Genomic DNA, 22,757 nt, shown 5'->3' on the forward strand with positions numbered 1-22,757 from the left:
TTCTTCCCAACTGGCTTTCTTTCGTTCCATAGTTTAAAAGGTTAAAAAGGCATCCAAGGGTAGACAATGTGCATTCTCCTCTGGATGACTGCGAACTCAAACACATTATATGGTATTATTGTTTTAATTTTTCTTTTTTAGACACGTTGGGGAAATTTGGGAGGTGCCACTACCTACACCCCCCATGACCCGTCAATTTAAAACCCAAATCAACCGGGTCATTATACAATAGGCATTGTCTCAATCATTAAATTCTTACAGAATTGATAATAGGATTTTTCCCTTTTCAACAATTTCGTTTCTTCTTCTAACGCTTCTAAAACTCCCTGAAACCTTGTGCCATTAGTAGATAGACTACCGTTTAATTCCTCCTTTAACTTGGGTTCCTTCAGCTTACAAATGAAATCGACATTTGCTTCAAAAAGTTTCTGCATTATGACTTAAAGGCATGCCCACTTTCAGCAAGCTTATGCCCAGTATTTTCATAGTTTATGAATATAAAAGCTCTTCCTCATTGCATACATGTTTGGACAACTTTAAACGGTCAGCCTGTAAGTTATACATGGCAATGGCAAAGTCTTCATTAGTTATATGATATCGAGCACCTATATATTTTTTAATCTTGCCATTTTCCTTAATTGGAACAATAGTAGTATCTACCCAATACACAGAACCATCTTTGGCTTTATTCTTTATAATGCCATTAAATACTTCCCCTTTTTTTATAGTATCCCAGAAGTGCCTGAACAATTCTTTTGGCATGTCTTTGTGCCTAAAAAGGCTATGGGGTTGACCAATCATTTCCTCTCTTGAATATTTGGCAACTTCGCAAAGCTTATTATTAACATATGTAATAGTTCCGTAAGGATCGGCTTCTGATAGAATAGTCGTACGGTCAAAAACACTTTCCCGTATTTCCAGGTCTTGCTTTATCCGCTCAATCTCATTAGTCTGTCGTTCCATTGCCTCCTGTGTGGATTGCAATTCTTCCATATTCTGGCGCATTTCCTCTTCCTGCGCCCTCATCTCCTCTGTCTGTTGCTGTGTTTGCTCCAGGAGCAAATTAGTTTCTTTCATCACATTGGCGGATGATAGAGTTGCCGCTATATTTTCTCCTAATTTCTCTAAAAATTCAATTTGATAATTCTCAAATCTTGTAAAGGAGGCCAATTCAATGGCTCCAAAAACTTCCTTATTACTCATTAATGGCACAATAAGAATTTCTTTAGGATTAGCCTCTCCAAGACCAGAAGTAATTTCTATATAATCATTTGGAATATCTCTTAAGTAAATTGTATCTCTCTCTAACCAGCTTTGGCCTACCAGGGACTGACCTTTATGGATTCTTTTATTATTGAACTTTTTCCTATCCCAGGCATAGCAAGAAAGTAATTCCATAAACTTTTCATCACCTTCTTCTGCAATAATAAATAAGCTACCCTGATTGGCTTCCAGATAACTAACACACTCAGAAATAATGGTATCCCCTAATTCATTGATAGACCGCTTATCATCTCTTAAGATATCTGCGAAGTGTGCCAACCCTTTGGTAACCCAATTTCTCTTTGCATCATCCTCAGCTACTTTCTTCAATTGATCTCTCATTTTTACCAACTCATCAAACAATCTATTTCCACCTCTTTTGGTTTCAAATTCAAAATCAAATTTGCCTTGCCCAATACTATTAGCGAACATAGACGCCTGATTAATATTACCGCCCAGGTCATTGATAGCATTGGCTATTTTCCCAAGGTAAATATCAACTTGATTTGGAATTTTTCTACTAAAAGTACCTTCGGCTACCTCGTCAGCTACCTCACCTATTGTTTTTAGCACTTTGAGGATATTCTGATTAAGAAACCGAAAAGCTATAGCGAAGAAGATTAAAACCGCTACGGAAATAGAAATTAATGTGACAATAAAATTGACCTTTCTTCGTGCTGAGATGGCTACATAATGCTGAACTATCTTGTTATTTAGAAGAAGTAAATTATGTCCATTTTCCTCAATGAATTTTAAGGCAGATGCAATCTCAGAAGAGCTGATATTATTATTTTTTTTGGTCGAATTTGCAATTTTTAACGCATTTTCCTTGTATTGTTTCCATAGAATTTGTGCTTTTCTGATATCATTCTGAACTTCTTCCGGACTAGGAGCAATTTGTATTTGCCCCTCCAAACCTGGGGCAATTCCTCCTTTTTCAAGTACATTAATCGACTTTTCATGTAATTCAATCGCCGACAGTAGATCGCGTTTTACTGACTCATTTCCTCGGGCAATTATTTCGGCATAGAAGCCGATCTTTTGAGATAGCATTCGATTTCTTCCAGCAATATCGATAATATAAGAATCGTCTTTTTCGAGATTACGATGGTATAAAATGATAGAAAAATAAATAATTAGAAGAGCTATAAGACAAGCGAAAAAACCAATGATATAGCCCCTGATAGATATGGATCTGATCTTCATTGATTGAGGTGGTTTTTAGTTAAAATCCAATTTAATTTGAATAAGACGTATCAATAACAACCTGGTAAATGGTTTACTAAAATAATAAGTAAAAAGTGTAATTCAGTGCTTTTAATGAGGCATCAAATTATTTGATAAAGCCTCTTTAAGGTAGGAACTTAAACCTGATCAGAGCTGTCGAAATAGGTCATTTACTGTCAGAAAAGGACATTTTAAACTATTCATAATGTAAGCTGTTTACTTTTAATTGCTTACATTTTTCCTTTTATAGGATAGCTAAAAAAATTAATGAATTAAGCGGCTATTATTCTTAACTTAATTAACTTCATTCTAACAACAACGCCTTTCCGCATTTAAGTCTTACTGACTTTTTAGAAATGAGAAGCATTTTCTTTTGATTATTTTAAATGCAAAAGTGTTTGGGGGATATCGCTTAGTTAAAAAAGATAATGTCTTTCAGTAATTTGCCATAAGTATAGTCTTAATAATTATTTAAATCATTAAAAACCTTAATGTAATGTTATCACAACTTGTCTATGTTAGTAACCGTAATCGTAATTGTACTGAGGAAGAGATTACAAAAATATTGACTTCATGTAAAAGGAATAATCCTCCCCTTCAAATAACAGGTGTTCTTCTTTACTCCGATACTAAATTTATTCAAATGGTAGAAGGAGAGTCTAAGGTCATTACCAGTTTATATGATAAAATAAAATTAGATGTTCGGCACAGTAATGTTAGGATGATTTCCTATGGTCCCATTAAGGAAAAGTCCTTTCCTAGCTGGCATATGGGGTCACGAAAAATTGTAGGTAGTCTGGTGGATTTTAAAACCGAAATATCAAAATCAGATCAAGAGGTCTTCAATAAAATTCTCAATGGGCAAGAAGAGAATGGAGTAAAAGTGCTGGGACTACTCAAAAAATTTTTCTAAGTCAACGAAGGTTAAAATTAGAAACCAAGTATGCTTACCCTAAATTGAGCTCTTATTTCTCCTCCAAGTATTTTTTACCTAATGGGCTTTGAAATAATTCCCTGATTTTGCTCATCCTGTAATGGTCGCCTTCGTGTTTCTTGATTTTGCGACGGCTCTCAACAACAGTACCTATAAGGGCAATAACCAGACAAGTTATGGCTATACCAACCGACTTAAAAATGGTTATGCGTTCACTATCTAGTTTTGCCTGCTTCACCTCTCGGTGATAGGATTCTACTTCTTTATCAAGTAAGATTTGTAACTGATTATATTGGAGATCCTTAATATAACTCTCCTTTAATGTTTGTTGTCGCTGACGTATATCATTTATCCTAAGCACATCCTGAATATTTAAACTTACATTATTAGCTGCCAGTGCACGTTGAGATTTAGAAAGGAGATCCAGGGTATTATCAAGGTACTCATTAAAAACCGTTTTATCGGCCTCATTTATAGCCTTTTCAAACATCTTTACGGCCTTTTCATGGTGGCCTTGTAGCTGATATAATTCACCCTCAATATTATAGCTTTGAATTTTAGATGATATGTCTAATGTAATTATATTTTCAATTTCATTACCTTTCTTTATCCAGTATTCAGCTTCGCCATAACGAGCTAAATACATATAGGCATTAGCCAAATTATCAAAAAGTGTAGATTTTAGATGATTTGAGATACCAGTATAGGCCAGGGCTTTTTCATAATTACTTATGGCTAATTCATAATCTTTTTCAAAATAATTAATATTACCTTTTTTGTTGAATAGATAGGCTAACATTTCCTGGTCAGTAGGGGGCGTTTTATTTGTCGCATCAATTGCCCTGTTCAAATATTCTAAGGAAGTGACATAGTCACTTCCTTTTGAATAGCAGGTAGCTACATTTGAATAAGCAACGGATAAATATTTAAAATCCTTATTTTGCGCATAAATGTTAGCCGCTTTCTTAAAATATTGTAGCGCGTACGTATAACCTTCCACATTGAGAAAGAGCATTCCAATATTGTTTGTAGCATCTGCCATTCGGGCTATATCACCAGAGCTTTCGAAAAGATCTGCTGCACGTAAATAAGAATTAATTGCTTTTTTGTACTCTCCTTTTTGCTGCTGAAGCAAGCCTAAGGCATGCCTGCTTCTGGCTTCATATTTCAGATTTTGTATTTGACTGGCTAGTGAAAGGGCTTTGCTGGCATACTCTTCCGCTTGGCTTACATTTTTGGAACGGTACTCTTTATAGAGTTGGTAGTAAACTTCCATGCGTTTTTCATTATCCAGGTCGTCACTTAGCATAGCCTCAAGGGAAACAACACCTTCAGGTAAAGGCTCAGGGGTTATTTCTTCCGTATTAGAGCATGAAATAAAAAAGAACAAGAACAAAAAAAATAATGAATATTTTCGCAGGTATAGGTCTAAATAAATCATAGCACAGTCTAATTTTGGTAGTCTGAAGATATAGGATTAATCATTTTTTCTCTATTTAAATTAAAACGATAACATACATACGCAAGCTGTAGGTTAAAAAGGAATGAGGTGTTTATTGCTCAACTACTTTTAATCGCGCCTAATGACCTGGCCTTCATCTCCCCTGGGCTCAGTTTCTAACTTCTCATTTTCATCAATACTTTCATCAATACTTTCATAGTAAGGGTCACTGCATGCAGTTAAAATCAGGGTTAAAAATAGTGTAGCAGCAAATACAATGGTTTTGAGGGTTTTCATAATTATAATAGTTTTGTTAGTAATGTTAATACTACTATACGGCAAATAATCACACATGTTAATACATCTCTTTAACATGTACTTTATTTACACTCTAAATAGTAGCCTATTGATACAGCCTAATCAAAATAGGTAACATTTACCTCAAAATAGCACATCCTTACTTGTCCTAAAATGGGGGCTTACGCTGAAGCTAACCCGTTCAAAATAGCACTTGCATAAGCCTTAGTGTTCATTCATATTACAATTACAAACATTTGAATTTTTACATGACTGAATGTCACTGTAAAGCCAGATAAATCCACCTCAAAGCGCATCAAATTAACCTGTTCCAGTTTCAAACTTTTGAGTAATGTCTGAAGGACAGTCATCTTAGGAACAATCGCTCCTATGACGACACCTGAGCCCTGGATAAACGAATCCGGTTGCGTCAAACCTCGGTTCTAATCTACTCAAAATCAATGAAATAAATACCAGGGATTGTTTCCTTAAGCACTTTTAAGTTTTCATAAAGTGCGTTATAGGAACTAANAAATTTTTACATGACTGAATGTCACTGTAAAGCCAGATAAATCCACCTCAAAGCCCATCAAATTAACCTGTTCCAGTTTCAAACTTTTGAGTAATGTCTGAAGGACAGTCATCTTAGGAACAATCGCTCCTATGACGACACCAGAGCCCTGGATAAACGAATCCGGTTGCGTCAAACCTCGGTTCTAATTTACTCAAAATCAATGAAATAAATACCAGGGATTGTTTCCTTAAGCACTTTTAAGTTTTCATAAAGTGCGTTATAGGAACTAATATCATATTTATCGATAAGATTTTTGATATTTGCAAAATCAGATATATTGCAATTATTGCTCCAGCCCCCAATTGAAAAGATTAAGCGATTCCCCGAAGTTTTTCCACTCTTTAAACCTTCAAGTTGTTTAGGCCAATCTGGGTTACCAATATATTTTCCACCTTTTACCATAGGAGAATAATTGTAGATGAGTATCCCATCTGCCTGAACATGTACAGTCCAAGCAACTACAGAGGTGAAACCAGAGTTTTTTCAGGTCATCAATTACTGGTTGACCACCAGAATATATTTGTGCTATATAATTATTTTTTCATGATTTTTTTTGATTATCAAGTGGCTTCAAGAACTCTCTTGAAAGCCACTTAATATATATTCGAGAAGATTTAATTAGAAAGTATATTTGATTTCAATAATGCTCATGACACCTTCAACTATCCTTTTCTATTGTCCAGTGAATTCTGTACCATAAGATGCTGCAATTGCTGTGCTAACTTTTGTGCTTCATCATTACTAAACAGAGGCATAGCCCCTTTTCTATTTTTTGTCTGAAAAATCAAAGTACGATAAATTGATGTATTACTCCTCAACTATTAACTGTTCAGAAACAACTTTACCCTTCCTACTAACTATAATATGGTATATTCCAGGACCCAGAATATCATTTNNNTTTTCTATTTTTTGTCTGAAAAATCAAAGTACGATAAATTGATGTATTACTCCTCAACTATTAACTGTTCAGAAACAACTTTACCCTTCCTACTAACTATAATATGGTATATTCCAGGACCCAGAATATCATTTATTTGGAAGCTATTTTCAGAGCTTTGCTCCTCAATTATTTTATGCCCCTGGTTGTCGTAAATTACTATGATGTATTTGTCTGCATTGTTTGTTGTTAAACAAGGCTCTATAATTCTTAAATTAACTACCTCACTTTTCTTTGGATTGGGCGACAAAACTAACCGCATAGTACAGTTTACATCACACTCTTCTCCGTTAACTAAAATGTATTTTTTATTACTTGATCCACAGTTATTAACCGCTTGGACATTAACATAGGCGCTTGAATAACCGATTCTAATCCTTGATTCAGTATTGTTTTCAAATTCAATGGCCCAATTACTTCCAAACGGATCTATAGTCCAATCATATGAACTTGCATGTGAAGAGCCTGGAGTAAAGTAAAATTCTGATGCGCCTATACAAGAATCAGTGTTACCTGATATTGAGGCAGGAGCTGGAGGCACTCCTACCCAAACATAGGTTTGTAAACAAAAGGATCCTACAGGTGAAGATACAAATACTTTTACCGGGCTATATCCGCTAAAACTTGAACTAGTTCCTCTAACAGTCAAGGATTTCGTAGTCTGCCCCGACGAAGCTGATATCCCGGCTCCGTCTTCCCATCTATAGGAAGCGCCATAGATACTTGTATAACCATCTCCATAATAAGATGGCATAGAAACAGTAGCTGTTCCATTATAACAAACTTGACTTTTTGAAATAGAAAGCTCTGGGGTAACATTTGACCAATCAGTATCAAGAGTATGTTTCATGACTGTTATTTGTCCATCGGAAAAAAAATTCCGGCATCTTCTGTTATTATAAGCCATTATATTTTTCGCGTTTGGACTCCAAAGAATGCCCCAATTATCACTTCTATAATCTCCTGACGGCGGAAGAGTGTATATGCAACCATTAGTTGCATTGGGGTTATCAATATAAGAAAATTTGTTCATATTGGGATCAGCTTCTGTATCACATAATTGATCTCCATTAATCTCGCATTTAAGTTTTTTATAAGTCGATATACAACCTATTTTATTTCGTCTTGAACGGCTAACAGATTCCTGATAGCAATTATTGTAAATAGCTCCATTATCCTCAGATGTAGATAGTCTAGCAGCATCATGTGTATGTGATAATCCAAGAACATGACCAAACTCATGAGCCAAGGTACCACCTAGGCGCTCAATATAAATAGAAGACCCAAATAGGTCTAAATTGCCACCATTTGGATCTGTACGAATCCATAGAGATTTTAAGGATTTCATCGCTGTCCCTAAAGACCCCCCACCTCCAATCAGATGTACTGTTATTTGCTTGCTATTATACTGAGCCAAAAACATATCAAGCTCTTCTCCACCAGTTAAACCATCAGAATAGGCATTATTCGATATTGACAATGGACTTCTAACTAAATAAAATTGTATTGATGAACCTGCACTTAAAAACCTATTATTAGCTTCCATCAAGATTGATTCAGCAACTTCTGAAGTCATTTGCGAATTATTTGAGGAATTTTGCCAAATTACCATTCTTACAGGAACTAGATAATCAAAAGGAGTACAAACGGTTTGTGTACTAAGTATTGACTCTTCTAATCCCTTGAACTTTTTCTCCTTTTTCTCCTTTTTCTCCTTCTCTTTTTTCTGTTTGTATTCTTTCAAAAAAATATTATTACCAAACCAAGGCAAATTTACAATGGAGGCAGAATCAAGAGGGGGAGTTCCACATTCTGGTGCGGTATTTTGTGCAAAAGTTGATGTGCTAATTATTATTAGAAATAGAAAAATTTGTTTCATAGCAATATTATATTAATGTAATCAACAATTGTTTTGGGATTTTGAAACCGCAGCCTGTATCAATAATAAATACAACATAATCTTCAAATAGTAAATTATCATAATGTACATTCATATAGAAAAAATTTTCATTTGAATGAAATCGATAAAGTGTCAATGTCATTACTATTTAACTGCAAATAAAAAGTAGTATCAATATTTAATAATTATTAAGCAGTACCATTTAAAATTAGTAGTTCCAAACATTAAGTATCATGTTTGTTATATTTCTTATAGCTAGTTGCTACTAACATTTACAAACCATAGCACACACTTTAAAATATCCATTTCGCTCAACGACTGCATCTAAAACTTTCCCAACTACGATCTACTTTCCGAAAGTCATCTCTTTATGAGCGAAGTTTAAAAATAGTCAATGCTGAATAGCTTTGTCAATACCTGAATTTGGGTATTTTTAGTTTCTGCTTCAGAATAACATTGAAAACTGAACGGCCTTCGATCTCTTTATTGTAATGAGTATGTATGCCGAGCAACTTGTCAAATTTTCGGGTAAGTTAATGGTTCAAAATGACCCTTTGATAATGTTTTTTTTGTTGTTAATACACTATATACAGTATAATAAAACCGCTGCCAATTGTTAAAATTTCTTTTACTTGCTATTGGTAGCGAATTAGTTTGTTATTCAAAGCAATACAAGTATAACTTATTCATTACCAGCGTAACATTGACTTAACTTACAATCTAATGACCCTAAATACAACCCAAACCATTTAAATCCAAAAACAAAGAAAATTAGAAAAATTGTACTGATTGCCATACTTGGTATATTTGGACTAACTTTTACCGCATGTCAAGACGAAGAAATAATACCCGTACTGATAATGTGCTTAATACAGAAGGTGTGAATGAAGTACATACTCAAGGACCAGGAGATGATTAAAAAGCAGAACCACTGAAACCTTTGTCTTTCAGCTTAAACCAGACGGAAGGCTCCATCACTATGTTTTGAGTAGTATCTTTGCCGTTTTTCCTTCCTTATTTATATATCAAATTCAAGGGACTGATATGCATTTACCATTTTTAATAGGTTCAACGTTATTAATTACAGAGCAACTAGTCAAATTTCTGGGTAAGATTAATGGTTCAAAGTGACCCTTTGAAAATGTTTTTTTGTTTATAATACACTATTACAGTACAATAAAACCGCTGCCAATTGTTAAAATTTCTTTTACTTGCTATTGGTAGCGAATTAATAGCCATTTTTCTACTTTCAAACTGTCTGTTTTTCGGAGAGAGGTCAAATTAAAAGGTTCTAGCAATAATTAATTTAAAAATTAATTATTATCTTATATATATTTATTTGAATGTAGCCTAATAGACCTTTCTCAATAACGTCTATTTAATTTACAATTATTGTCTCTTTTCAAATTTGCTTGATCTATGAATAAAGGCTTTAAACCTTCTGAGAAAAACCTCGATGAATTTCAACGCTATAAATACGCTATTGACCAACATTCCATTGTCGCAATAACAGATAAGCAAGGTCGCATTACAGAAGTCAATGATAAGTTTTGCCAACTATCTCAATACTCTAGAGAAGAGCTGATTGGACAAGATCATCGGATTATAAATTCTGGACATCATACGAAGGAATTTTTTAAGGATTTGTATAAAACAATACACTCTGGTAGAGTTTGGAAAGGTGAAATTAAAAATAGGGCAAAAGACGGTTCTTTTTATTGGGTAGCTACAACTATTACTCCATTGTTCAATAATGAGGGGGATATTACAAGTTTCATAGCTGTTCGTACGGAGATCACTGAAAATAAAAGAATTGAGAAAGCTTTAAGTGATAGTGAAAGAAAATTACAAAATGCGAATCAACAGTTTAAAATAGCCACTTCAGCTGCAAATATTGGAATTTGGGAACGTGATTTAATTCTAAATAAAACATATCTTGATAAGATTTCATGTTCACTACATGGGATAAAAAATAAAGATTCAATGAAGTTAAGTGATAAATCTTGGTATGATTTTATACATCCTGAAGACATATTAAGAGTCAGAAAAAACTACGAGGAATTACTCAGGTCTAAAAACCAGTTTGAAATTAACTATAGAGTCATTAGGAAAGATCAATCTTTGAAATATATCAAGTCTTATGGAATTGTTGAAAGAGATGAGAAAGGAGTAGCTCTTCGAATGATTGGAGCTTTGATTGATGAAACAAAGCAAAGACAAACTGAGAAAATTTTACTTGAGAGAGAGGAAAATTACAGAAGAGAAAATAAGCTTTTAGAAGAGTCTCAAGCTGTTGCCAAGCTCGGTGGTTGGGAATTAGATATTGAAACAGGAAATCTTTATTGGACGACAGAAACCTATCGTATTCATGATACCTCACCTGAAGAGTTTAATCCAACGGTGGATGCTGGTGTTGGATACTTTTTGCCAGAATCAAAAAGAATCATTAGCGAAGCATTGGAGGTGGCTATGAGCGAAGGTAAAGGGTATGATTTGATCTTAGAAACCTATACAACAAAAGGGAGGAAGATTACCGTAAGAACAACTTGTAAGGTTACTTTTGTGGATAACAAACCAGCAAAACTTGGAGGAATATTCCAAGACATCTCAGATCAAGTATTAAAGGAAGATGAACTTAAAAATGCTAAAGAGAAAGCAGAAGAAAACGACAGGCTGAAAAGTGCTTTTTTAGCAAATATGCGTCATGAGATTCGAACCCCACTTAACGCAGTCATAGGTTTTTCTAAGCAGTTAGTTAATCCAGAAACAACAGAAACGGAACGTAAAGAATTTGGAAGGTACGTTATTAATGGAGCAAATCAATTATTATCTCTTATAGAGGATATAACTTCTTTTTCTTTATTGGAGACAAATCAGGTTCATGTAAATGAAAGCGAGGTAAATATAAATCAACTACTTAGAGACCTGGAAGTTCAATTCAAACCCGAGGCAGAAACTAGAGGTTTAAATATAAACCTTGCAAATGCTCTGCCTGATTATGAATCAGTCATCAACACAGATAATTCTAAATTGTCCAGAATCATCACCAATTTGCTCTCAAATGCACTAAAGTTTACACATAAAGGAGAAATTAAGTTTGGCTATACAGTTAAAGAAACTAATTTAATTTTTTTCGTGGAAGATACTGGAATAGGTATTTCTCCAGAAAATAAGGCAAAAGTATTTGACAGCTTTCAGCAGGCAGATGGAAGTATTCGTCGTACTTATGGAGGTACGGGGCTTGGTCTTTCCATCTGCAAAGGATTAATTGAAGTAATTGGGGGCAAAATATGGGTTGAATCAACTTTAGGTAAAGGCTCAACTTTTTATTTTTCAATCCCTTTCAAACAGGTTGTTCAAACTAAAGAATTATTTGCAAATGAAGAGCTTAATAGTGGCATACCTACTATTTTAATTGCTGAAGATCAATTTATAAATTTTCATTATTTAAAAGTCATTTTTCAAAAAAGGTTTGAATGTGATATCCTTCATGCAGCAAATGGGGAAGAGGCTGTGAAGTTGTTCAAAAGTAATCCAAAAATTGATTTAGTATTAATGGATATTAGTATGCCAATAATGGATGGGTTTGATGCAGCTAATTTGATTAATCAATTAAACTCTGAAGTGCCCATTATAGCACAAACAGGTTATGATATTGAATCTAATGAAAAGTATAGTCCAGATATTTTCTCAGGCTACATATCAAAACCTATTGATCAGGAGAAGTTATTTGCTAAAATTTCTATTCACGTTTCGATAGATTGACATTTTAAACCAAACAAAATGCTTTTAAATTGTTACTTGTAAGCTCCGGCCCCACGTATATTGTCATGGACAGGTATATGTGATTTTAAGTCAGGGGTATCAGGAACAGGATCTTTGTCAAGGTTATTTTCCAGTATGTTCCTGATCCTTTTATAGGAAATGGCATCGCCGTAAACAGCACGTTTACAGGCATTTTCAAGCCTTTGGGAACTATACAGGCGATGAGGCTGGATAATGCCAATTGCCCTTTTGTAGGCAGTTTCAGGGTAATCGCAGTCAATAAATAACCCTTTTATACACGCCTCTACATTTTCACCGTGCCGTGCTGCCATTTTCCGGAAGTATTCCGGGCTCCAGTCTGTATAGTCTTTATGGGTACTGCTCAAATGGCTTTGTTGGTGTTGTATAATCCTATTGAATAGTTGCGCGGGTGTAGGGCTATTCGCTCGTGATAGTAATAAACCTCTACCGTTGTGCTGGCTTCTACATAGGTATACTGGCTGTTGGGAAGAATGGCCACAAAAACTTCGACGGGTATTAACTCCCCTGTTTCTTTATCAGTGATATGTAGTTTGGTACCACAAAAGTCTATAAGAAGCTCCTTTCCCGGTTCATGTTCAAGCTTCAATAGAACCCTTTGTTTTGGCATACTTACGCCTGTAGTGCTCCATAAACTGGGTATAACTGTAAGGCTCTTCAGACTGCTCTGCTGTCTGTAGTCATCATAATGGTAGAGAAAAGTAAAGCCTGGGTGGTTACGGGCCTGGTTTACCTTTTCAAAATAGAGCATCAGTTCGTTGAACCTCTCATTATTGATGGTAGTTTGAGAGGGAAATAGTTCTGTCAGCTCCGCATGGTCAAACCGTAACAGCTCTTCAGCAGAGTGGTCACAAGCGTTGATGAGCTTCATGTAATTATTGACCGTGTTACGGGATATGCCCAGTGTATGGCCAATTTTACGGTTACTTAAGCCGTCCAGATGCAGGGTGATTATTTGTTTGATGTCCATTGGATCAAGGGTATTGGCCATATCGCTTTTTATTTGCGATATAGCCCGTTAAACTTGATTTTTCAAAGTGGCACTAATTGAACCGTTATAACTGGCACAAATCGAACCGTTTTAGCTTCTTACTGCTAGGTGTGACTGGCACAGTTTGAACCGAAATCACTGGCACTAACACACCGAAATGGGTGGCACTAGTCGAACCGAATTAGCCACATATCAGATACTATGGCCACTCAGGGTAAGACTACACTATTTAATTTTATTGAAATCTGGTATAGCAAAAAAAAGAAAACATGCCTATTTAGGCTATTTAACACCTGAACAATATGGAAATGATAAATATGTGAAATGCATTTAAGTATTTGTTCGGTTTTTGTTGCAAGTCCAACTCACTTTTTCATTGTTCTAACACAAATATTTCTACTATTTATCAATCATGGAGTATAGATTTTGTAGGCCAATCAGTTATTTGATGGAAGTAGGTTTCGAGCGTTAACTATAGTGGATAGCTTTAGAAGGAAATGCCTGGCCATTCATTGTGGGCAATCCATTAAAGGAACGGGTGTAATGGAAAGAATGGAGCAATTCAGCTATAGATAACGTAATAATACAATTAGAGGTAGTTTGGATACCTATTTTATTAATCTTCACTTAGTTCGCTCAACGATTTCGCTATTTCCTTATATTTTTTCATCTTTGTGCTTTTCTTTTCCAGTTCCTCTTCATATTTACGAAGCTGCTCTTTTAAAGCCTGCACTTCTTTTTTGGCGTTAAGCAATGCTTCTAATGCTTTGCTGGCTGCCTCTTTAGGGTTAGTTGTAGCAAGCTCCCGGTAATCTGCAACCCGGGTGCCAATTTGGTCTTTATCAGTTCTCTTTAATTCATTCGCACTGAAAAATAGTTCATCCGTGGTAATATCAAAAATTTGCGCCAGTGCCGGTACATAGTTGATGGGTAATTTTCTGCGAGAGTTTTCAAATCTGGATATGGCATGCTTACCACATGTTTCACCAGTCAATTCCTGAATTTTTTGGGCAAGTTCCTCTTGAGATATCTTTTTTTGGGCACGAAAATAAGAAATTTTCGCCGCTATAGTTGCGTATATTGTATTAAAATTCATACTTTTGAATAAGTTGACAATTTGGTCAACTCCGATTGTGTTTTTTCTTGTTAACAGGTAACAAATATAATAAAAGCACAAGAATTGTCATGAGCCGGAAATCCATTTTAGAAATCTATTTCTAAGCGGTATAGCGCAAAGGAGCTAAATAAGAGATATTAAAACAGTTCACCCTAATGAGCAGTAATCAATTTAAAAATAAGTCTACTGTAAAAGATTATCAAACAGTTATTCGATGTATGGATATTCTTACCATGAAAATGGAAGCCATAACGCAGAAGCTTTTTGAAGCAAATGTCGATTTCATTTGTAAGCTGAAGGAACCCGAGTTAAAAGAGGAATTAAACGATAGCCTATCTACTTATGGCACAAGATTTCAGGGAGTTTTAGAAGCATTAGAAGAAGAAACGAAATTGTTAAAAAGGGAAAAAGCCTATTATCAATTCCGTAATAATTTAATTGAGACAATGCTTATTGTATAATGACCCGGTTGATTTGGGTTTAGGTTGACGGGTCATGGGGGGTGTTGGTAGTGGCACCTCCCAAATTTCCCCAACGTGTCTAAAAAAGAAGAACTAAAATAATAATACCATATAATGTGTTTGAGTTCGCGGTCATCCAGGGAGGGAATGCACGTTGTCTACCCTTGGATGCCTTTTTAATCTTTTAAACTATGGAACGAAAGAAAGCCAGTTGGGAAGAATAGTATCTATTTTTTTTCTGGACCTCCCCCAACGGCTTTTCCAGTGACTCATGGTTCTCCCTTTTTTCCTTTGTTAACACCTCAAGAAAATGGGACATAGCGAACTCCAAAGTATCAGTCAGCGAAGGGTGCGGCATGTAATAAGCCAGCAAGTCGTCAAACATCTCATTCATGACCTTGGCGCTCCTGCTACAATCACAACCCGTACTATAATAGCCCCCTCCTTCTTTGGGGTGTAAAGGTTTTTTTGGAAATATTTTGAATAATGTTTTTGGCCTCTAAAACTGTTTAATTCCTACTCTGAAAATGGTTGTAACGGTTGTATGTATTGTTTAATAACCGTTTCACAGATCTTCTACATGCTCTAACAGAACCGTTAATTATAAAGAAAGTATGGCTGCGGATGTATGTTGTTATTGTTGTAAACAGATGTATAGTATTGCAATGTAGTAGACAAAATTTACTCATAAAACGGTTACAAGCGTTGCGTAATACTTCTATAAGCAATAAGCGTTACAAGGCCAGATCAACTACAGCATTATAGTTGTCGAAAACCACTCTTGGAACCTTTGGAAACCGTTTTTTTGATACTGAAATATAGCATTTATAGTAAAATGCATAATCAGTTCAAAACGTTTCTGGGCTTTAACAAATTAAAACATCTTTCCAGGAAAACTTCACGTGAAAGGTTTACAGGAGCAACCTCATTAATGGGTTATAACGGTTTACCTTGTTACGCCTGAGAGTTTAGAAAAGCCAAACCTTTGCTTGTAACATGAAACTCGTAGCACTTACTTCCTAATTTTTCCACTCTGATAAATTCATGTTCCTGGCAATAGTTTATAGTGTCCATAGCAGTTCTTGAAGCCGTGGCCAGGGTGTCTGAGGGAATCAAAGTATATTGACCTGTGCCGGTAAGGTCTTCAGAAGCAGATTTTAATAATTTGATTAATTCAATAACAGTTAAGTCTGCTTTTAACCGCTGTGCTATGTTGATCATGGTTGTAAAATTATCGATTAAACGGTTAATCACCCTCGACAATAGGACAGTTTAAAAGTACAAAGAGATCAATTTAACGGCTTCTCCAAGCTGGTTGTTCATGTTATTAAGACAGCCCTATTTTTTTTTACATGTATGAATGCAATAAGTAGGGAAATAATAAAATTTTGTGTTAAAAATCACATATGATAATTGAAATTTGTAAGCAGTTAAAATTTTAATATACTTATAGCCAGTTAAATATAACTTATAGAATAAGAGTATTATATTAATTATTACGGGCGTGATAAAAATTTGATATTAGGTATATAACGATAGGTTACAATTAACGATTTGATTTATATAAATCGTGTAAATATTTATTGTTATGGTATCAGATTGATAAGTATATGATCAGAACGTCTATTAAACTAGCTTTAGTATGTTATCTCATTTGTCTTTTTAATAATTTTGAGGTTTTAGGACAAAGCAGTGGTCAAATCACCAAACCAAAAGTTTGGCTTAGGGCAGATGCAGGCTCTATCACCTCGTCATCCTGGAGAGATTATAGTGGGAATGAAAATCATGCTCGACTAACTACTTTGCAAGGTAACTCCTTTCCGGTATATTTTAACTTTAACCCCACCCGCCATTTCAGGGCGTCTTCTGATCTTTCGGAAATACCCTATAGTCTCGAAGGGCTTTCGGAAACAACTTTTATCATGGTATATCAGGCAAGTGATACCACTGAAAGAGGGATTATTGGGGCAAAAGATGGACAGGAAAGAAATGTAATGCTTACAACCAGCCGTGTACTTGGGCCGGATAGTGTTATCGATGTTTTTGAGCAAGGTAACAAGCTCATCACCATGAATACAATCACCCAAAGTTGGGAGGATGCGAAACTTCCGGGAGAGGGGGCCAGTCTTACATTGGGGGGCATTATCAACACAGAAGAAGTTAATGACTTTGAAGGTGAGATAGCAGAGATACTCGTGTTTGATCAGGTCATTCCATTTATGCATAAAGTTCAGTATGAAACCTATCTGGGGATCAAATATGGCATTTCTCTTAAGAACAGAAACTATGTGAGTTCACGTGAAGAAGTATTGTGGAAAGCCGATGAAAATGAAGAGTTTCAATATAGAATAACAGGAATTGGCAGAGATGATCATTTTCAGCTTTACCAAAAACAGTCAGTAAATGTTGTTGATTCCACAGAGCTGATTGCCTTATCATCAGGTACCTTAAAAGAAATTAACGAGGCCAACACCTCTATCTTTTCCGATCAGGACTTTATTCTTTGGGGTGATAACAACATGTCGCTGGTCGATCATAAAGGAGAAGGTCAGGACAGTATTCTGTCTATGCTGGATAGGAAATGGTTAGTAAGGGTCAATGGCCCCACAGCCAGTAATATTTCCACAAGCATATATCTGGATATCTCTCAACTGCCTAAGGACTCACTGGGCTTTTGGCTAGTAATAGACCGCTCAGGAAGTGGTGATTTCTCAGCTGATAATCTGGAATATATTAAAGCAGATAGTATTTCTAAAGATAGCATAGCTTACTACAAAGTAAAGTGGGATACTGACCTTTCCGGTAAAGACAACTTCAGCTTTGCCCGGATGAAGGATCTGTTTGCTGTAGTAAGAACACTCGATCAGCCCATATGTACAGACCCCGAGTCGGGGCGTGTAAAAGTAGAGGTAATTGCGGGCAAAGGCCCATTTGAGTTTACTTGGGGATCGACTGAGAGTGAAGAGAAAACAAAATACAATAGCGGTGACAACTTAGAGATTGATCGGCTTTCTGCAGGTACCTATAACTTGCAGGTAAAAGATGCTCAGGGGATAGTCTTTGACAGAGTGACAGTACTTGAGGCGGAGGATGGTATTCCTGTAGACCTTGGCCCAGACCAATCACTTACAGAAAATAAGGAGATCATCCTTGATGCTACAGCGAGTATTCCCGATTCTGTAGAGGTAGATTATACATGGGAAAGTAGTTTTGGTTTACGAAGTACCCAAGGTAAGATTGCTGTAAATGAGTCAGGCATCTATCGTGTTTTTGTTACCAATAGAACTAATGGTTGTGTATTTACGGATGAAATAACCATCACTGGTTCACCCATCGAAAGATTCGAAGTATTTCCTAATCTCATTACTCAAAATGAGACATTTAATGTCAGTATTTCACTTAAAGAGCCACTGGCCGTGCAACTTAGGTTTTTCGACCTAAAAGGTAACCTGCATGCAAAACTTGGCGGGGAAGGGAATGCAGAATACCAGTTTGAGGTCTCCCTCAGCAAAGCCGGTCATTACATGGTGGTGTTAGAAACCCCTGAAGGTACCAGCGCTAAAAAAATCATTGTTTACTAACAATATCTATTCAATACCATGCCTACCAAAGCTCAACTATACGCGTTTGCTTCTTGTCTATTATTGACTTTATTTAATTGTTCTTTGCACCCTGTCTATGGTGAAGAATCAATTAGTACCTATTATGCTCGGGCAGAGGGCCAGATTGGTGTTTCTGAAAAGAACCCGGTCGATAACCCTTTCGATAACATCTTTCATGTAAATATCGATCAGGAGCTATGTGGTAATGAGGAAGTCTGGCTTACCTACGAGCTGGAAGGGGTTATGGATCATACCGCAGTTTCCAGAAGTATCAACGACCAGATCTCATTCGGGGGGCTACTTGTAAAAGCTCAGTCCGGCTGGAAAAAACAACGGGAAAAGATTTATGTAAAATGGCTGAAGGCAGGAGATAACGTAATCCGGTTTACCGTTCCCGAAAATGCAAAACACAGCTATAAAATACGCAACCTGTCCATAGAAATAGGTAATGAGCAGGAAAGCCGGCCATTTGGTGTTGTGTTGAATCAGCCAGCAGATGCGTATTTTGGAAATTATGCCTACGTAAAAGGTTTTGTTAAAGGTAATGGTACAATAAAGGTAGACGGAAAAGTAGTGCCAACATTTAACGGGGAGTTTGAGCAGATCATTGAGAAGCCCGCTAACGAGGAAGGAGTAACCTGGACAGTACCGGTAGAAGTGACTTACGAAGATGGATCTTCTGATTGTGAGACAGTTGTATTTTCTCACGAAACGGATATTGATTATAGTTATCAGTCAGAAGCTATTTCCAGGAAAGTGGAAAAACTGTTTGCCGTAAACGAGTGGCAACAACTGACTACAGAAGGAGCCTCAATAGAAGTGCCGGTTGAAGCACTGGCAACGGCAACTTATCTTTCCATCACCACTTTAAGAGGAGTTGATATACCTGCACTGGACGCAGGTATGGTTAACGTTACCGCAGACAATTCAGGGTATAGATTCCTTCCGCATGGTACGGTTTTTCAAAAACAGGCAAAAATAAAATTACCCTACGACCCCGATAAAATCCCTGCCGGATACACCGAGAATGATATAAAGACATACTTTTTTGATGAACAAAGTCACCATTGGGTACCCCTTCCATTGGATTCCGTAGTTGTCGAAAGTGGGGAGATCTGGTCTAAGACTACCCATTTTACCGATATGATCAACGGTATTATTAAAGTGCCAGAATCACCAGAAGTAAACGCCTACAACTCAACTACAATGAAGGGCATAAAAGCGGCTAACCCAACAGCCGCAGTCAACCTAATGCAGCCGCCATCGGCCAACAACATGGGGAATGCCAACTTGAACTATCCGATCCACCTTCCTGCCGGCAGAAATGGCATACAACCACAACTGGCCATAAGCTATAGCAATGGAGGAGGTAACGGCTGGATGGGATTAGGTTGGAATATCACAATTCCTTCAATCACCATCGATACGAGATGGGGAGTGCCAAGATATGTGGGCAATAAAGAAACAGAAACATATATACTCAATGGCCAACAATTATTTCCAGTAGCTCATAGAAGTGAGCCTGTTGCCAGAACTGCTGAAAAACAGTTTCATCCAAGAGTTGAAGGTTCATTTAATAAGATCATCAGGCATGGAAACAACCCCACTAACTACTGGTGGGAAGTAACAGACAAAAGCGGTACCCGCTACTGCTATGGAGGAAGCCCGTCAACCGGTCTTGACCGAAATGCAGTTTTAGCTGATGGTGGAGATGGCGAGTCAGGAAATATTGCCCACTGGGGACTAGTAGAAGTCAGAGACCTTAACGACAATTTTGTAAGATACCACTATGAACGTGTGGCAGATGTAGGAGTAGAAGGAGGAAGCGTACAGGGATATGAACTATACTGTAACCAAATCACCTATACAGGGCATGGGGCCACAGAAGGTAAATATTCGGTTGCATTAGTGAGAGACAGACAAGAAGGAGGAGCGACCAGGAAGGATGTTACAATAGACGGACGGTTAGGTTTTAAAAGAGTAACTGCAGACAGGCTCAACAAAATAGAAGTAAAGTTTGATGGTAAAAATATACGCCACTACGAGTTCGAATACGAAGAGGGAGCCTTTTATAAGACCTTATTGACTGTAATTAAAGAGTATGATGCAGGAGGGGTATTATTTACAACTCACGAAATGGAGTATTACGATGAGGTAAGAAGCGGTACTTCATATGCCCCGTTTAAGTCAAACGAGCAGTGGTATCCACAGCAAGATCATGTAGATGGCAACTTCATTACAGGAAAAGCAGGTTTCAATGACGATGCCTCTGCACTTACCGGTAATGAGTCAGAGACCTTCGGTTTTGGTATGACCGTTACCGTAGGTTTTAATGACGGACAGCTGACCAGTAAAAGCAACACCCTTGGAGGATCAGCAGGTTACTCACAGTCCGATACAGAAGGTAAGGTCTTTATGATCGACATAAATGGGGATGGTCTGCCAGACAAGGTGATAGCTGATGGTAATGGATTCAGGTACAGGGCAAACCTTTCAGGCACCGATGGCTCCACCAATTTTGGAGGACCTATCGATCTTGTCAACGTAGGTTCGTTTTACAAAGAAAGAAGCAAGACAATCAATGCAGGTTTTGAAGCACAAGGAGGCTTTGGGGATGCCGCATCAGCGTTTGTTGGCACTGGCTATAGCAACACAAAATCACTCACCTCAGTCTACTTTACAGACGTAAATGGTGACCAGTTAAACGACCTGGTAAAAGATGGGCGTGTCTACTACAATAACTATGACCCGGAAACAGGTATTGTCACTTTCTCCCAATCAAGTGCTAACACCCCAAGCCCTGTAGATGAAAGTGGTGGTATTGCTTCTGATATCTTTGAAATAGACCCACAGGAAATCGAGCAAGCCATTGATAATAACCCGCTACATGATGTAGTGAGGATGTGGAGAGCTCCATTTGATGGAAATATTTCCATAACTGCACCAGTAAATATGATAGCCCCAAGCGAGCCAAAAGATGCCCTTGATGGTNACCTGGTAAAAGATGGGCGTGTCTACTACAATAACTATGACCCGGAAACAGGTATTGTCACTTTCTCCCAATCAAGTGCTAACACCCCAAGCCCTGTAGATGAAAGTGGTGGTATTGCTTCTGATATCTTTGAAATAGACCCACAGGAAATCGAGCAAGCCATTGATAATAACCCGCTACATGATGTAGTGAGGATGTGGAGAGCTCCATTTGATGGAAATATTTCCATAACTGCACCAGTAAATATGATAGCCCCAAGCGAGCCAAAAGATGCCCTTGATGGTGTGCGGGTTACCATTCAGCACAAGCAAAACGAGTTGTGGGCAAAGCGTATTCAGAAAGGTGATCATTCAGTATACACCCCTACCGGAGTAAGTAATATTGCGGTTAATCGTGGAGACCAAATATATTTCAGAGTACAGTCTGTAGAGAATGGGGAGGAAGATCGTGTACAATGGGCTCCGGAGATCAACTATGTAAATACAGACCTGCATGTAAATGATGCAAATGGAAAAGACCTGGGAAGATATGCTATCGAAGAAGACTTTGTGCTTACCTCACCAATGGAGATCACAGCGCCTATCGATGGTCAAATTACAATCAACAGCAACTTCATTAAACCTTTTACAACAGATAGTGTAAGAGTTGAGATCATAAGGAAAACCTCATCAGGAGATGTGAGTGAATATGATCAGGAGTTTTCCTGGAATGAAGAAGCAAATGAGGCGATCAATTTGGTGCTGGATGTAGTTTCGGGAGAATCATTTGTTTTCAGAGTTTCATCTGCAACCAACATCGATTGGACAGCTGTTGAGTGGGAGCCAGAGATGTATTATTCAGCTTCTTACGACCCTAATGTACCAGAAGTAATACAGAATAGTGAGCACCTCATTAAATTCTTCCCGGTACCTGAGCTTACCATATATGCCAATGCAAAAGATCATGGTACACCATGGGTATTAACAGAAGATATTGCCAACAGCAACAATCCTGCTGCGCTCAAAATTATTCCTGATATTGAGTTTCCGGCATCTACAGCCTTTGCTTTTAATGGAGTACTTACGTTTTCGGTAAAGAAAAAAGACACCTTACTGCTAAAAGAGCAACTCACCATTGTAAATGGGCAGATAAACCCTCTAGATACTTTCGAGATATCAGCTTCTGTTGACGATAGCTTGTATTTTGAATATCACTCAAGTAACGAGTTCCTTGCTAAA

At 37.0% G+C, this 22,757-nt stretch carries 15 protein-coding genes; 6 read left to right on the top strand and 9 right to left on the bottom strand.

All coding sequences use genetic code 11. The annotated features are described in order from the left end of the window. Positions 1-489: 489 nt before the first annotated feature. A complete protein-coding gene (locus tag JMN32_RS03405) occupies positions 490-2,469 on the bottom strand; it encodes a PAS domain-containing protein (protein ID WP_202854889.1) in 1,980 nt (659 codons plus the stop codon). Between the two features lie 517 nt (positions 2,470-2,986). Here JMN32_RS03405 and JMN32_RS03410 point away from each other — a divergent pair. Then, a complete protein-coding gene (locus JMN32_RS03410) occupies positions 2,987-3,403 on the top strand; it encodes a BLUF domain-containing protein (protein WP_202854890.1) in 417 nt (138 codons plus the stop codon). Between the two features lie 52 nt (positions 3,404-3,455). Here JMN32_RS03410 and JMN32_RS03415 read toward each other — a convergent pair whose 3' ends face one another. From JMN32_RS03415 to JMN32_RS03430, 4 genes are all read right to left on the bottom strand, one after another. After that, a complete protein-coding gene (locus JMN32_RS03415) occupies positions 3,456-4,865 on the bottom strand; it encodes a tetratricopeptide repeat protein (RefSeq protein ID WP_202854891.1) in 1,410 nt (469 codons plus the stop codon). Positions 4,866-4,994: 129 nt separating this feature from the next. Then, positions 4,995-5,162 carry a hypothetical protein gene (locus JMN32_RS03420; RefSeq protein WP_202854892.1) on the bottom strand — a complete coding sequence of 56 codons (168 nt, stop codon included), beginning with the start codon at positions 5,160-5,162 and terminating at the stop codon, positions 4,995-4,997. A 721-nt stretch (positions 5,163-5,883) separates the two neighbouring features. Next, positions 5,884-6,138: a hypothetical protein gene (locus JMN32_RS03425; RefSeq protein WP_202854893.1), complete on the bottom strand. Its 255-nt coding sequence runs from the start codon at positions 6,136-6,138 to the stop codon at positions 5,884-5,886. 542 nt (positions 6,139-6,680) lie between these two features. Then, the gene (locus JMN32_RS03430) at positions 6,681-8,552 is read right to left on the bottom strand and encodes a T9SS type A sorting domain-containing protein (protein ID WP_202854894.1); all 1,872 of its coding nucleotides are present in this window, start codon (positions 8,550-8,552) and stop codon (positions 6,681-6,683) included. Positions 8,553-9,992: 1,440 nt separating this feature from the next. On the opposite strand from JMN32_RS03430, the gene JMN32_RS03435 reads away from it, so the two are divergent. Then, on the top strand, positions 9,993-12,338 hold the full coding sequence (locus JMN32_RS03435) for a hybrid sensor histidine kinase/response regulator (RefSeq protein ID WP_202854895.1): 2,346 nt from the start codon (positions 9,993-9,995) through the stop codon (positions 12,336-12,338). A 32-nt stretch (positions 12,339-12,370) separates the two neighbouring features. Here the strand turns inward: JMN32_RS03435 and JMN32_RS27245 are convergent, their stop codons facing one another. From JMN32_RS27245 to JMN32_RS03445, 3 genes are all read right to left on the bottom strand, one after another. Continuing rightward, positions 12,371-12,724, bottom strand: coding sequence for a hypothetical protein (locus JMN32_RS27245; RefSeq protein WP_238354336.1), 354 nt, complete (start codon positions 12,722-12,724; stop codon positions 12,371-12,373). Beyond that, positions 12,721-13,368 carry a LuxR C-terminal-related transcriptional regulator gene (locus tag JMN32_RS27250; RefSeq protein WP_238354337.1) on the bottom strand — a complete coding sequence of 216 codons (648 nt, stop codon included), beginning with the start codon at positions 13,366-13,368 and terminating at the stop codon, positions 12,721-12,723. The genes JMN32_RS27245 and JMN32_RS27250 overlap by 4 nt, the downstream gene beginning before the upstream one ends. A 616-nt stretch (positions 13,369-13,984) precedes the next feature. Then, the gene (locus tag JMN32_RS03445; RefSeq protein WP_202854896.1) at positions 13,985-14,464 is read right to left on the bottom strand and encodes a helix-turn-helix domain-containing protein; all 480 of its coding nucleotides are present in this window, start codon (positions 14,462-14,464) and stop codon (positions 13,985-13,987) included. Between the two features lie 176 nt (positions 14,465-14,640). Here JMN32_RS03445 and JMN32_RS03450 point away from each other — a divergent pair, with 176 nt between their 5' ends. Next, positions 14,641-14,946, top strand: a complete 306-nt coding sequence (locus JMN32_RS03450) for a hypothetical protein (protein WP_202854897.1) — start codon at positions 14,641-14,643, stop codon at positions 14,944-14,946. Between the two features lie 310 nt (positions 14,947-15,256). Further along, positions 15,257-15,406 carry a hypothetical protein gene (locus JMN32_RS27255; protein ID WP_238354338.1) on the top strand — a complete coding sequence of 50 codons (150 nt, stop codon included), beginning with the start codon at positions 15,257-15,259 and terminating at the stop codon, positions 15,404-15,406. Between the two features lie 494 nt (positions 15,407-15,900). On the opposite strand, the gene JMN32_RS03460 is transcribed toward JMN32_RS27255, so the two are convergent. Continuing rightward, positions 15,901-16,167 (bottom strand): hypothetical protein, encoded by a 267-nt coding sequence (locus JMN32_RS03460; protein WP_202854899.1) that lies wholly within the window; start codon positions 16,165-16,167, stop codon positions 15,901-15,903. Positions 16,168-16,556: 389 nt separating this feature from the next. Between JMN32_RS03460 and JMN32_RS03465 the strand changes: the two genes are divergently transcribed. Both JMN32_RS03465 and JMN32_RS03470 read left to right on the top strand, forming a co-directional pair. Next, positions 16,557-18,527, top strand: a complete 1,971-nt coding sequence (locus JMN32_RS03465; RefSeq protein WP_202854900.1) for a T9SS type A sorting domain-containing protein — start codon at positions 16,557-16,559, stop codon at positions 18,525-18,527. 1,296 nt (positions 18,528-19,823) lie between these two features. Next, the coding region (locus JMN32_RS03470) for a SpvB/TcaC N-terminal domain-containing protein (protein ID WP_449528497.1) at positions 19,824-22,757 on the top strand (2,934 nt) is incomplete at its 3' end.

The sequence above is a fragment of the Fulvivirga marina genome (assembly GCF_016775155.1).
Lineage (GTDB): Bacteria > Bacteroidota > Bacteroidia > Cytophagales > Cyclobacteriaceae > Fulvivirga > Fulvivirga marina.

What these genes read in the sequence shown, in the direction of transcription:
- JMN32_RS03460 (WP_202854899.1), bottom strand. Translation starts at nt 16,167, where the DNA reads ATGATCAACATAGCACAGCGGTTAAAAGCAGACTTAACTGTTATTGAA.
- JMN32_RS27255 (WP_238354338.1), top strand. Translation starts at nt 15,257, where the DNA reads ATGGGACATAGCGAACTCCAAAGTATCAGTCAGCGAAGGGTGCGGCAT.
- JMN32_RS03405 (WP_202854889.1), bottom strand. Translation starts at nt 2,469, where the DNA reads ATGAAGATCAGATCCATATCTATCAGGGGCTATATCATTGGTTTTTTC.
- JMN32_RS03435 (WP_202854895.1), top strand. Translation starts at nt 9,993, where the DNA reads ATGAATAAAGGCTTTAAACCTTCTGAGAAAAACCTCGATGAATTTCAA.
- JMN32_RS03450 (WP_202854897.1), top strand. Translation starts at nt 14,641, where the DNA reads ATGAGCAGTAATCAATTTAAAAATAAGTCTACTGTAAAAGATTATCAA.
- JMN32_RS03465 (WP_202854900.1), top strand. Translation starts at nt 16,557, where the DNA reads ATGATCAGAACGTCTATTAAACTAGCTTTAGTATGTTATCTCATTTGT.
- JMN32_RS03410 (WP_202854890.1), top strand. Translation starts at nt 2,987, where the DNA reads ATGTTATCACAACTTGTCTATGTTAGTAACCGTAATCGTAATTGTACT.
- JMN32_RS03420 (WP_202854892.1), bottom strand. Translation starts at nt 5,162, where the DNA reads ATGAAAACCCTCAAAACCATTGTATTTGCTGCTACACTATTTTTAACC.
- JMN32_RS03430 (WP_202854894.1), bottom strand. Translation starts at nt 8,552, where the DNA reads ATGAAACAAATTTTTCTATTTCTAATAATAATTAGCACATCAACTTTT.
- JMN32_RS03425 (WP_202854893.1), bottom strand. Translation starts at nt 6,138, where the DNA reads ATGGTAAAAGGTGGAAAATATATTGGTAACCCAGATTGGCCTAAACAA.
- JMN32_RS03445 (WP_202854896.1), bottom strand. Translation starts at nt 14,464, where the DNA reads ATGAATTTTAATACAATATACGCAACTATAGCGGCGAAAATTTCTTAT.
- JMN32_RS27250 (WP_238354337.1), bottom strand. Translation starts at nt 13,368, where the DNA reads ATGGCCAATACCCTTGATCCAATGGACATCAAACAAATAATCACCCTG.
- JMN32_RS03415 (WP_202854891.1), bottom strand. Translation starts at nt 4,865, where the DNA reads ATGATTTATTTAGACCTATACCTGCGAAAATATTCATTATTTTTTTTG.